The following is a 12,008-nucleotide window of genomic DNA, read 5'->3' on the forward strand; positions in this document are numbered from 1 at the left end:
AAAAAAGCGCGTTCTGCAACAACCCCAACCGATGCGACCCGCCCAGGGCCCGTGCTAGAGCCGCCCTGAGATGGCTCGGCTGGCAGTGAACTCGGCTGGCAGTGAAGGCGAAGCCCCGTTTCGCGATGTCCGGCCCCGCGCACGAACGCGTTACCAACCCGGGCGCCGCGAAGCCGAAGGCGAGCGGCGCCCGGGTTGATCGCGAAGCGATGCCGCGTTCGCCAAAGGCACGGTCACGTAGCGAGCCCTAGGCGAGCGAAGTGGGCCGGGACTCTTAGAACAGCGCGCTCTGGAGGGAGCGGCGGCCCTTGGCCACGCGCGGGTCGTCCGGCGGGAGCACCTCGAACAGCGACAGCAGGTGCTTGCGGGCGAGCTCGCGGTCGTCCCCGGACGTGCGGCGGACGGTCGCGACGAGGCGGGCGAACGCGGCGTCGACCTGGCCGGAGACCATCTCGACGTCGGCGGCGTCCGCCTGGGCCTTGGCGTCGGCGGGCTTGACCTCGGCGTCCTCCAGGGCGCGGCGGGCGTCCAGCTCCTGGACGCGGCGGCTCAGGCCGACCAGGGCGATGCCGCGCTTGGCCTCGGCGTCGGTCGGGTTCGCGGCCAGGATCTCGTCGAACGCGGTGGCGGCGGCGTCCAGGTCGCCGGCGCGCAGGGCGTCCTCGGCGGGGCCGTAGAGCGAGTCGGCGGCGGCCGCGGCCTCGGCCGCCGGAACCTCGCCGGCGCCGGGGGTCTCGGCGATCAGGCCCTCCTTGACCAGCGCCTCGAAGAGCTGGTCGATGGCCTGGCGCACCTGGGCCTCGGGCGCGGCGCCGTTCAGGAACGGCAGCAGCTGCCCCTGGACGACCGCCGCGACGAACGGGATGCCACGCACGCCCATCTGCTGCATGTAGGCGGCGAGCTGCGGGTTGCTGTCGATGTCGACCTTGGCGAGCACCCAGCGGCCCGCGGCCTCGCCGGCCAGCTTCTCCAGGATCGGGCCGAGCTGCTTGCAGGGCCCGCACCACTCGGCCCAGAAGTCGACGAGCACCGGGACCGACTGCGACCGCTCCACGACCTCAGTGTTGAAGGTCTGGTCGGTGACGTCCACGACGGCCGGGCCGGCCGCCGCTCCCCCGGCGGGCGCGGGCGCCGCGCCGCCGTCCCCCGCCTGGGCCGCCCGCGCCTGGCGCTCCTGGCGCTGTTTCGAAGCTGCCTGGACGGCCCCCAGGTCGACGGCCCCGTACAACGAAAAGTCCCGAGAAGGCATGCGTCCATCCTGCCGCATGAGCGAGCGTGTCGCATGAGCAGCCGCAAGTGTCCTCCGGCACCTGCCGCCGGGACGCGCGCGCAGGAGGGCCCTAGGACGCCCGTCCAGCCGGGCCCGCGGCGGGCGCGGCCCACCCCGCATCAGCGACAAGGTGGACATAAGCCAATGGCTCCGACTTTTACCGGAACGCCGCGGGCAACGGCGCGAACGGTAAAGAATCCAAGCGCGGTCACTGAATAGCAAAAGCGAGCTGACGCCGATCACCAAGACTGGTTATAGTCGCGGAGTCGTGCACGGATCGACGTCCACGAGAGTTTCATCGGGCGGTCTGCGGGACCGCGGTGAAACGGGCCGTCCGGCGACGGGGGTCGCGGGCGGGCCGGGGCGGGCGGAACCGTGTTCGTAACCAACGGGGGGAAAACTGCAATGGTCGCGGATCCATCCGCGATCGTGGCCCATGGAATGGGGGTCCGCCGCGGGGGGCGGTGGCTCCTCCGTCCTACGGCCCTCGGCATCGCCGAGGGCCTGATCGGTGTTGCCGGTCCGCCGGGCGCGGGCAAATCAACGCTGCTGGCCACGTTCGCGACGCTGCGCCGACCCAGTGTCGGTGAAATAGAAATCCTCGGGCACCGTACCGGGAAAACCTCGGATCTGCGCGCCGTGCGCGCGCGGATCGGCTATCTTCCGGCCGGCTTCTGGAACGAGCCGGCCATCACCGCGGCGGAATTCGTGGGCTATGCCGCCTACTACCGGCGGGTGCGGGAGTCGGACGCGCGCGACATTCTGCGGCGGATGGAGCTGGCCGACGTCGCGGGCTCGGAGCTGGCCCTGCTGCCGCCGGACGTCCGGCTCCGCGTGGGCCTCGCCGCGACCTGCGTGCACGAGCCCGACATCGTCCTGCTGGACGATCCGCTGGAGGAACTCGTCGAGCCCGCGCCCGAAGGCGAGCGCGGCGAGTTCACCGCGTCGCTGCCGCGCCTGCTCGGACGGTTCGGCTCGTTCGCCCGCAGCGATGACGGCGCATCAGACGCATCAGACGCGTCGGAGACAGCGGACGCAGCGGACGAGCCGCATCCGCAGGACCCGGAGCCGTTGGGGGCGGCTCATGCGCGCGCGTTGTCCGAGCTGCTGCCGGTGCTGCGCTCGCTCGCGCCTACCGTGCTCGTCACCGCGTCCTCGCCGAAATCGCTGTCAGGCATGTGCGACCGGGTGTTCACACTGGCGCGCGGACGTCTCACCGAGGTGCCGGAGGCGGCGGCCGACTCGTCCTCGTGCGCGCACGCACGAGCCATCGGCCCGTCGCGCAAGGAGACGAGCATGCGCAACGTCCATAGGAAGGGCCTCCGCTCGCCGGGCACACCGGCCGCCCTTGGCGGGTGGAGGAGGGTGGCGCCGCTGGGGGGCGCGGCCGGTGGCTGACCTCAGCCGCGTGCTCCGGGCGGACGCGCGGCGGGCCCGGCCGCTCGCCGGGGCCGCCGTGCTGGCGGCCTCGGGCATCGCCGCGGCCTGGCCGACGCTGCTGCCCGGGGTCGCCTACTGGGACAACTCCATCGTCGCCCTGGTGAACGCGGTGCGGGTGATGGGCCCGGTCGCGGCCGGGTTCGCCGCCCTCGCGGGCGCGCGCGAGCGCCGCCTCGACTACCTGCGCGTCGTCACGGCCCGCTCCCCGATCACGGGCGTGCTGCTCGACCTGGCGCTGCTGGTCATGGTCGCGCTGGCGTCCTACGCGGTCGTGGTCGGGGTGATCGTCGTCCGGACCGTGCTGCGGCAGGAGGCCGGGCAGCCGGACCTGCTCGGCCTCACGGCCGCGTCCGCCGCGCTCGCGCTGCACGTCACGGCGGGCTACCTGGCCGGACGGCTCGTCCCGCGCCCGACGACGGCGCTGGTGGTCACCGCGGCGGCGGCGCTGTGGGCGGCGGCGCGGCTGCCCGGGACGTCCTGGTGGAGCCTTCTGCCGCCCGCCGCGCTGCACCGGGTCGAGCTGTTCACCTGCCTGAGCCCGGGCGTCCTCGCCGACCAGACGGTGTGGGCGGCGACCCTCGCCGTGGCGCTGGCGCTTGCTTACTGCTGGTGGGTGACGCGGCGGGCCGTCCTGCTGCTGGGCGTGGCGGCGGCGCTCGTGCTCGCGGGCGGCGCCACGGTGCGGCTGCACGGCACGCACGGCAGGGCGGTCGAGGCGGCCCCGGCGGCGGACGTGTGCCATGACTGGCCGCTGCGGGTGTGCGTGCATCCGGCGCTCGCCCCCGCGCTGCCCGCGCTGGAGGAGGCGCTGACGCCGCTGGCGGCCCGGCTGGCGGACACCCCGGCCGCGTTCACCCGCGTCGAGCAGCGCCCGGTTCCGGGCCCGGCGCGGGTCGCGCACGGGCTGGTCCGCCTCTACCTGCCGGGCGAGCTGGGCGCCGGGTTCACCGCCGGGGTGCTCCGGGACGTCCGGGACGGCCTCGTCGGCCCGCGCACCTGCGCCACCCGGACGCGCGGCGCCCGGCAGTACGAGTCGCTCGTGGACGCGTGGCTGCTCGGGAACCCGGCCCCGGCGATCTCCGACCGGTCCGTGTCCCGGCGCTTCGGCCTCTGGGACGAGGAGGACCGCCGCTCCTGGCTGCGCACCCACTTCACCGACTACCGGAAGTGCTCGCTCGGCGCGTCCGACTTCTCGTCGCACGCACTCGCCAAGAGCAAGCGGTCAGCGCCGTCCCAGAAGAGCGGAACACCCGCCCCCTCCCCGAAGCCCGACCCGTCCGCGAAGGCCGAGTCGTCCGCGAAGGCTGGACCACCCGCGAAGACCGAGTCGTCCTCGAAGGCTGGACCGCCCGCGAAATCCGAGTCGTCCTCGAAATCTGAGTCGTCCGAGAAGGCGGAGCCGTTCCGGGAAGGGAAGCCGTCCCAGAAGGACGGGCCGGCGGCGTGGCCGCGGGATGCCGCGGAAAAGGAGAAGCGCCCCGCGCTGGGCGTCCTTCTCCAGGACGGCCAGCGGGGGCGCGAGTACCCTCTGCGCGGCCACGACAGGACCCCCCAGACCCGTCGCGACCACGCAGAAGCCTAAGACGCGGCGCTCAGACGGCCTGCCGCTCAGCGGTGCGCGCCGGAGCGCCGGCGACCGGCCGGAGCCAGTTCCGCTCGACGAAGAACGGCGCGACCGGGAGCACCGAGGCGATGAGCGCCAGCAGCGTCCGCTTGGTGTCCCAGCCCGTCGCCTGCCGTCCGGCGAGGACGAGCGCGACGTAGGCCAGGAACAGGACACCGTGGATCGGCCCCATGATCTGGACCGCCACCGGGGCGTCGCCGAGGTACTTGATCGGCATGGCCACGAGCAGCAGCACCAGGAACGAGACGGCCTCGGCCACGGAAACGATCCGCAGAGTCTTCACGATGTCCACGTGTAGCTAACGTACCGCCCCCGACGTGGTGTTTCGGACGGCCCTATGGCGCTGCTCACATCCGGGGGTGGGCCGGGGCGTCCGGGCCCCTCTAGGGTGACCCGCGTGGACTGGAGTTTGCTGACCTGCGCGCGCAAGGGGCACATCACCTACGCGCCGGACGAGCCGCGGCTGAAGCTGCGGCTGCACACCGAGACCCCCATCGGCGAGGCGTGGCGCTGCCTGCGCTGCGGCGCCTACATCCACGGCGACCCGCACGGCGCGGGCCCGGCCGAGCGCGCCCCGCTGGTGAAGCGCGGCAAGGAGCTGCGCGACGCGTTCATCATGCGGTTCTTCGCGGTCGAGCGGATCATCCGCGGGCTGGTGGTGCTCGCCGCCGCCTACGGCGTGTGGCGGTTCGCCGCGCACCGCGGCTCGATCCAGCGGATCTTCGAGAAGGAGATCCCGCTGCTGCGCCCGCTCGCCAACCAGGTCGGCTGGGACCTGGACCACTCCAAGATCGTGGAGTCCTTCCGCAAGGTCTTCGACCTCAACGCGCAGACGCTGCGCTGGCTCGCGGTCGGCCTGCTGGTGTACGCGCTGATCGAGATCATCGAGGCGGTCGGGCTCTGGATGCTGCAGCGCTGGGGCGAGTACTTCGCCGTGGTCGCCACCTGCTTCGGGCTGCCGATCGAGATCTACGAGCTGACCGAGCGGATCACCGCGGTCCGGATCGGCGCGCTGCTGATCAACATCGGGCTGATCGTGTACATCGTGGTGACCAAGCGGCTGTTCGGCGTCCGCGGCGGCAAGGCCGCGCACGAGGCGCACCTGCGCAGCGCGTCCCTCCTGGAGGTCGAGGAAGCGGCCGAGGCCACCGCCTGAGCCGGCGTCCAGGTCCGTTAATCCGGTTCCGCCGCGCCCTAAAAGGGCAAAATCCGGCAATTCGGTAGGCACGCGCCGGTCCGGGCATCCCAAGGGCATGGCACGCTCACGTCCGGACGAAGCCGGTCCCGGGACGGAGCCGCGGGCGGCGCGGCCGCCGCGGGCGTACCAGCGCCCGGGGCGGCGGATCGGGGCCGTCCTGCTGCTGGTCGCGGTGACCGTGGCGGCCGTGCTGGTCGTCCAGAACGGCCTGCAACTCCTCCCGCACTGGCTGAACCCGTTCGCCGAGGACACCAAGGACCGCAGCGGCCCGGCGCTGCTGCGGTCCGTCCGCGACATGCACCGGTACCAGGCCGCAGCGGGCGACTTCCAGGTGGTCGTCGACCTGGACAAGGAGGCGAAGTACCTGCCGGGGACGCTGCGCGGCAGGCGGACGCTGTTCATCGGGCAGGGCTCGGTGAACGCGTACGTGGACTTCTCCCGGCTCGGCTCCGGCGCGATCAGCGTCAACCCCGACCGGACGGCCGCGACGGTCCGGCTCCCCCACGCCCAGCTCGAACCCACCAACCTCGACCCGAAGCGCAGCTACGTGTTCTCGACGCAGCGCGGGCTGCTCGACCGCTTCGGGGACTTCTTCAGCTCCAACCCCAACAACCAGCAGCAGCTCTACGTCCTGGCGGCGCAGAAGATCCAGGCCGCCGCGCAGGAGAGCGGCCTCCAGACCCGCGCCGACCAGAACACCGAATCGATGCTGGAGAACATGCTCCGCGCCCTCGGCTTCAAGACCGTCACCGTCCAGCAATCCCCGCAGTGACGCGAAAGCCCCCGCCCGGACGTACCGGACGGGGGCTGAGCGTCACTCAGGTCAGGCGGACGGGACGCGGATGATCAGCGCATCGCCCTGGCCGCCGCCGCCGCACAGGCCCGCCGCGCCCACGCCGCCGCCGCGGCGCTTCAGCTCGTAGGCCAGGTGCAGGACGATCCGGGCCCCGGACATGCCGACCGGGTGGCCGAGCGCGATCGCGCCGCCGTCGACGTTCACCTTCTCCGGCCCGACGCCCAGGTCGCGCATGGACTGGATGCCGACAGACGCGAACGCCTCGTTGATCTCGATGAGGTCCAGGTCGTCCACGCCGAGGCCGGCCTTGCCCAGCGCGTGCTTGATCGCGTTGGACGGCTGGGACTGGAGCGAGTTGTCCGGACCGGCGACGTTGCCGTGCGCGCCGATCTCGGCGAGCCAGGTCAGCCCGAGCTCCTCGGCCTTGGCCTTCGACATCACCACGACGGCCGCGGCGCCGTCGGAGATCTGCGAGGACGACCCGGCGGTGATCGTGCCGTCTTTGGCGAACGCCGGGCGCAGCCGGGCCAGGGTCTCGGCGGTCGTGTCGCCGCGGACGCCCTCGTCCGTGCCGAACACGATCGGGTCGCCCTTGCGCTGCGGGATCTCGACCGGCGCGATCTCGGCGTCGAACCGGCCGTTCTTGATCGCGTCGGCGGCGCGCTGGTGCGAGCGGGCGGAGAACTCGTCCTGCTCCTCGCGCGTGATGCCGAGCTTGGCGTTGTGCCGCTCGGTGGACTCGCCCATCGAGACGCCGTCGAAGGCGTCGGTGAGGGCGTCGTAGGCCATGTGGTCGAGCACCTCGACCGAGCCGTACTTGTAGCCGCCGCGCGACTTCGGCAGCAGGTGCGGGGCCTGGGTCATGGACTCCATGCCGCCCGCGACGACGATGTCGAACTCGCCCGCCCGGATGAGCTGGTCGGCGAGCGCGATCGCGTCCAGCCCGGACAGGCAGACCTTGTTGATGTTGACGGACGGGACGTCCATGGGGATGCCGGCCTTCACGGCTGCCTGGCGGGCCGGGATCTGGCCCGCGCCGGCCTGCAGCACCTGGCCGAGGATGACGTACTCGACCTGGTCCCCGGTGATCCCGGCGCGCTCCAGCGCCGCCTTGATCGCGTGCGCGCCGAGATCGGCGGCGGTGAAGTCCTTCAGGGAGCCGAGCAGCCGCCCGACGGGCGTGCGGGCACCGGCGACGATGACGGAACCGACGGACAAAGGGGGCCTCCACGGGAACGTACGGCGGGACGTTTGCCACGATACTCAGCAGGACCGAACGCTCTTCGCCCCGGGGAGGACGCATGCTCACCCGCATCGACCACATCGGCATCGCCTGCCACGACCTGGAGGCGACCGTCGCCTTCTACCAGGAGACCTACGGCTTCGGCGACGCGCACTACGAGACCAACCAGGAGCAGGGCGTCCGGGAGGCGATGCTCAGGATCAACACGACCGGCGACGGCGCGGCCAGCTACCTCCAGCTGCTCACCCCGATCCGGGACGACTCGCCCGTGGCCAAGTGGCTGGCCAAGAACGGCGAGGGCGTGCACCACATCGCGTTCGGCACCGACGGGGACGTCCAGGACGAGGCGGACGGCATCGCGTCCAAGGGCGTCCGGGTGCTCTACGACGCCCCGCGCAACGGCTCGATGGGCTCGCGGATCACGTTCCTGCACCCGAAGGACTGCCACGGCGTCCTGACCGAGCTGGTGCAGAAGGCCGGGACGGCCCCGCAGGACGGGTAGCCGGGGCGGGCGACGGCAGGGCCGGATCGTGATGTGATCGATATCACAAGGGGCCTCCGGGGCGTCCAACGTGGACCGCTGTAACCGTTCGGACACTTATGGTGCATTTTGACGGCAGGAACCCCTGCCATCCCGGGCCTCCCGGAGGCACCGGACAAACACGACAAACCTCCCAGTCCGTTCGGTTGAGCCCCCAACAGCACAGCACCCGGAGTACGCTTCATTCGCCGGAAGAGGTCTGGGGCCGAGCGCCCCTCAAGGCAGGCGATCGACCGGTCCCCGGAACTTGGCCCGTAGCCCCGTCACACCAGGATTGAGCCACATGCAGTCCGACATCGACGCCCAGCTCAGCAACTTCTTTGAAGACACGCCCCCGCGCGAGTTCGACGTGGTGCTCCGCGGCTACGACCGGCACCAGGTCGACGAGCACATCAAGCAGCTCGACAACGAGGTCCGGACCACCCGCGAGCAGACCGGCCAGCTCCAGCGGGAGCTGTCGGACGCGCACCGCCAGCTGCAGGAGCAGGAGCGCCCCACCTACTCCGGCCTCGGCGCGCGGATCGAGCAACTCCTCCGGCTCGCCGAGGAGCAGGCCACCGAGCTCGTCCAGGCCGCGCGCAGCGAGGCCAACGAGATCAAGGCGGCCGCCAAGGTGGAGGCCGCCGAGCTGCGCGCCACCGCCGAGAACGACGCGTCCGAGCTGCGCGCGACCGCCCAGCGCGAGTGCGACGACATGCGGGGCCAGGCCGAGCGCGAGGCCGAGGAGGTGCGCACCTCCGCCCGCCGCGAGGCCGACGAGCTGACCTCCACCACCGAGCGCGAGGTCGCCAAGCTGCGCGCCACCGCCGACCACGAGGTCGCCGAGAAGCGCGCCGCCGCCGAGCGCGAGATCGCCAAGCTCCGCACCACCACCGAGCGCGAGGTCGCGCAGCTGCGCGCGTCCACCAAGCGCGAGCGGGACGAGATCCTCACCACCGCCAAGCGGCAGGCCGACGAGATGCGCGCGCAGGCCCAGCGCATCCTGGAGGAGTCCGAGGCGCAGCGGGCGCAGGCCGAGGCCGAGTTCGAGATCCAGCTGGCCGCCCGCCGCGAGGAGGCCGACCGGCAGGACGCCGAGCGGCACGCCGCCGCCCAGCAGGCCACCCAGAAGCTGGTCGCCGAGGCCGAGCAGCGCGCCGCGTCCGCCGAGCAGCGCGCCGCCAAGGCCACCCAGCAGGCCGAGCAGACCCGCCGCGAGGCCGACTCGCACGCCAAGCAGCTGATGGCGAACGCGCGCAAGAACTCCGACCAGATCATCACCGAGGCCAAGGGCCAGGCCGAGCAGCTGCTCGCCGAGACCAAGGCCGAGGCCGACCGGATCCGCACCGCCGCGCAGCGCCAGGTGGACGAGCTCACCCGCCAGCGCGACAGCATCACCAGCCACCTCAACCAGCTCCGCCAGCTCATCGGCGGGGTCGGCCCGGCGCTCGGCGGCGCCGAGGAGCCGCCCGCGCTGGAGAAGGCGGCCCCCGCCCCGGCGCCCGAGCCCAAGCCGGCCCCGTCGCAGGGCCCGTCCGGCCAGGGCGGCGGCGGCCAGAAGCCGCAGGGCGGCAAGCCCGCTCCGAAGCCGGGCCAGGCCAAGAAGTCCGACGAGGACGACGAGGACTGGTGGCAGGAGTGACCTGACGGTCCCGAACCCCTCATCCCGAAGGCCCGGCGGCACCCGCCGGGCCTTCGGCGTTCCCGGCGGTCCCCGCCGGACGGACGGGAGGGGTTCGCTCCGGGTTAACGCGGCTTTACCCGATGTATGGTTTTCGTCCTGAATGCTCCGCCCCCGGACGAGGACCCCAAGGAGAGCCGGCGTGCCCGACGAGACCCCGCCGCCCGCCGTGCAGGACGACGCGCCCGCGGCGACGGCCATCGCCGCGGCGGACGCCGTGGAGCAGGTGGAGCAGCTCAAGCAGGAGGCCAAGGCCGACCAGCGGTTCCCGTTCGGGCGTCCCGGCGAGCCGTTCGGGCGGCACCACCCGTTCGTGTTCGGGTTCACCGCCGCGCTCGGCGTGATGACCGCCTACCTGCTGCTCAAGGCCGCGACCGGGGCCAAGGACACGCTGGTGACGATCGTGGTGGCGATGTTCCTCGCGGTCGGGCTGAACCCGGCGGTGGAGCGGCTGAAGCGGCTCGGGCTGTCCCGCGGCTGGGCGGTCGCGGTGGTGTTCCTCGGCGTGGTGCTGTTCTTCGCCGGGGTGGTCGCCTCGCTCGTCCCGCCGATCGTGGACCAGGTGAACGGGCTGACCCAGAACCTGCCGCACTACATCCAGCAGCTGCAGGGCAACAAGCGGATCTCCGACTGGGACCGCCGCTACCACCTGCTGCAGCAGGCGCAGGACAAGCTCAACGACTCCAACTTCCAGCAGAAGATGGCCAACTGGGCGGTCGAGGCGGGCAAGCAGGCGCTCAGCGGCACGTTCAAGACGCTGACCGTACTGATCCTGACGCTGTACTTCCTCGGCTCGCTGCCGCAGATCAAGGCGTTCTTCTACCAGCTCGTCCCGCGGACGCGACGGGCCCGGGTGGCGCTGCTCGGGGACGAGATCCTGGACCGGATCGGCGGGTACGTCGCGGGCCAGTTCACGATCGCGTTCATCGCGGGGCTGACCTCGTACATCTTCCTGGAGATCCTCGGCGTCCCGTACGCGCTGGCGCTGGCGCTGATCGTCGCGGTGACGGACCTGATCCCGCTGGTCGGCGCCACGATCGGCGCGGTGATCGTGTGCCTGGTCGCGTTCCTCACCGGCGTCTACGAGGGCATCGCCGCCGTGATCTTCTACGTCGTCTACCAGCAGATCGAGAACTACCTGGTCTACCCGCGCGTGATGAAGAAGACCGTGGACGTCCAGCCCGCGGTGACGATCGTCGCGGCGCTCATCGGCGCCGCGCTGCTCGGCGTGGTCGGCGCGCTGATCGCGATCCCGACCGCCGCCGCGATCTCGCTGCTGATCAGGGAGATCGTCCTCCCCCGCCAGGAGTCCGCCTGACCCCGTCCCTGCCCCTGTCGGCCGGCGGCTAGTCGGACGTGCGGGAGAGGGCGGCGGCGAACTCGGCGACGGCCTGGTTGAACAGGTCGGGCTGCTCGACCGGGACGAGGTGCCCGGCACGCGGGACGATCATGAGCTCGGCGTTCGGCAGCGCCTCGGCCATCGCGCGCGCGTCGTCCTCGGAGGACAGCACGTCCTCGGCGCCGACCATGACCAGCGCCGGGACCTTGAGGGCGCGCAGCGTCGCGAACGCCTCGGCGCGTCCGGCCATCGCGCGCTGCGCCCACGCGGCCGCGCCCGGCGGCGTCGCCTGGACCAGGCCGCGCACCCGGCCGTAGACCAGCGCGCGCTGCCGCATCGTGGTCGGGCCGACGAGGTTCGGGAGCACCTCGTCCACCAGCACCGAGACGTCGCCGTCGCGCTCCAGCCGCTCGGCCTGCCGGAGCCGGGTCGCGCTCGCGTCCGCGGTGTCGGCGGCCGCGCGCGTCGCGCACAGCACCAGGCCGAGGGCGAGCTCGGCGTGCCGGCGGCACAGCGCCATCGCGACGTACCCGCCGAGGGAGATGCCGCCGACGACCGCGCGCGGCAGGCCGAGGTTGCGGAACATCCGCGCGACGTCGTCGGCCATGGCGTCCACGGACGGCTCGTCCGCGCCCAGCACCGATCCGCCGAAGCCGCGCAGGTCGGGGGTCACCACGCGGAACCGGTTCGCGAGCCCCTCCCGCTGCGCCAGCCACATGGCCGAGGACAGGGGGAACGCGTGCAGCAGCACCAGCGGCGTGCCCGTACCGACGTCCCTGGCGTACAGCTGCACGGCGGTCATGGCAACGATGCCCCTCCCCGTTGGCTCCCGCGACGAGTCGAGACGACCCCGACGACCACCGGCAACGCGGTGGTCAGCCAATCGTCACCCCGAAG

Annotated in this window: 11 protein-coding genes; 7 read left to right on the forward strand and 4 right to left on the reverse strand. The window is 72.4% G+C overall.

Features of this window, described 5'->3' with window-relative positions; all coding sequences use genetic code 11:
* Positions 1-274 precede the first annotated feature (274 nt).
* Complete coding sequence (locus tag FHU30_RS01395) at positions 275-1,249, reverse strand: tetratricopeptide repeat protein (RefSeq protein ID WP_253870446.1); 975 nt, start codon at positions 1,247-1,249, stop codon at positions 275-277.
* 396 nt (positions 1,250-1,645) lie between these two features.
* Here FHU30_RS01395 and FHU30_RS01400 point away from each other — a divergent pair, with 396 nt between their 5' ends.
* Positions 1,646-2,668, forward strand: coding sequence for an ATP-binding cassette domain-containing protein (locus FHU30_RS01400; RefSeq protein ID WP_253870448.1), 1,023 nt, complete (start codon positions 1,646-1,648; stop codon positions 2,666-2,668).
* The gene (locus FHU30_RS01405) at positions 2,661-4,292 is read left to right on the forward strand and encodes a hypothetical protein (RefSeq protein ID WP_253870450.1); all 1,632 of its coding nucleotides are present in this window, start codon (positions 2,661-2,663) and stop codon (positions 4,290-4,292) included. The genes FHU30_RS01400 and FHU30_RS01405 overlap by 8 nt, the downstream gene beginning before the upstream one ends.
* Before the next feature lie 10 nt (positions 4,293-4,302).
* Here FHU30_RS01405 and FHU30_RS01410 read toward each other — a convergent pair whose 3' ends face one another.
* The gene (locus FHU30_RS01410; RefSeq protein ID WP_253870451.1) at positions 4,303-4,626 is read right to left on the reverse strand and encodes a DUF3817 domain-containing protein; all 324 of its coding nucleotides are present in this window, start codon (positions 4,624-4,626) and stop codon (positions 4,303-4,305) included.
* A gap of 105 nt (positions 4,627-4,731) precedes the next feature.
* Here FHU30_RS01410 and FHU30_RS01415 point away from each other — a divergent pair, with 105 nt between their 5' ends.
* Together FHU30_RS01415 and FHU30_RS01420 are read left to right on the forward strand one after the other, a co-directional pair.
* Entirely contained in the window at positions 4,732-5,490 is a 759-nt protein-coding gene (locus tag FHU30_RS01415) for a DUF2127 domain-containing protein (RefSeq protein ID WP_253870453.1), read from the forward strand.
* 97 nt (positions 5,491-5,587) lie between these two features.
* Complete coding sequence (locus tag FHU30_RS01420) at positions 5,588-6,304, forward strand: DUF4230 domain-containing protein (protein WP_253870455.1); 717 nt, start codon at positions 5,588-5,590, stop codon at positions 6,302-6,304.
* Positions 6,305-6,355: 51 nt separating this feature from the next.
* On the opposite strand, the gene FHU30_RS01425 is transcribed toward FHU30_RS01420, so the two are convergent.
* Positions 6,356-7,546 carry an acetyl-CoA C-acetyltransferase gene (locus FHU30_RS01425; protein ID WP_253870457.1) on the reverse strand — a complete coding sequence of 397 codons (1,191 nt, stop codon included), beginning with the start codon at positions 7,544-7,546 and terminating at the stop codon, positions 6,356-6,358.
* A gap of 83 nt (positions 7,547-7,629) precedes the next feature.
* Here FHU30_RS01425 and mce point away from each other — a divergent pair, with 83 nt between their 5' ends.
* The 3 genes from mce (at position 7,630) to FHU30_RS01440 (ending at position 11,090) form a co-directional block, all read left to right on the forward strand.
* Complete coding sequence (gene mce, locus FHU30_RS01430; RefSeq protein WP_253870459.1) at positions 7,630-8,073, forward strand: methylmalonyl-CoA epimerase; 444 nt, start codon at positions 7,630-7,632, stop codon at positions 8,071-8,073.
* A 322-nt stretch (positions 8,074-8,395) separates the two neighbouring features.
* Complete coding sequence (locus tag FHU30_RS01435) at positions 8,396-9,733, forward strand: DivIVA domain-containing protein (RefSeq protein ID WP_253870461.1); 1,338 nt, start codon at positions 8,396-8,398, stop codon at positions 9,731-9,733.
* 181 nt (positions 9,734-9,914) lie between these two features.
* Positions 9,915-11,090 (forward strand): AI-2E family transporter, encoded by a 1,176-nt coding sequence (locus FHU30_RS01440; protein WP_253870463.1) that lies wholly within the window; start codon positions 9,915-9,917, stop codon positions 11,088-11,090.
* A gap of 28 nt (positions 11,091-11,118) precedes the next feature.
* Here the strand turns inward: FHU30_RS01440 and FHU30_RS01445 are convergent, their stop codons facing one another.
* Complete coding sequence (locus tag FHU30_RS01445; RefSeq protein WP_253870465.1) at positions 11,119-11,913, reverse strand: alpha/beta fold hydrolase; 795 nt, start codon at positions 11,911-11,913, stop codon at positions 11,119-11,121.
* Between the last annotated feature and the right edge of the window lie 95 nt (positions 11,914-12,008).

Origin of the sequence: Actinomadura rupiterrae (assembly GCF_024172125.1) — a bacterium.
GTDB lineage: Bacteria > Actinomycetota > Actinomycetes > Streptosporangiales > Streptosporangiaceae > Spirillospora > Spirillospora rupiterrae.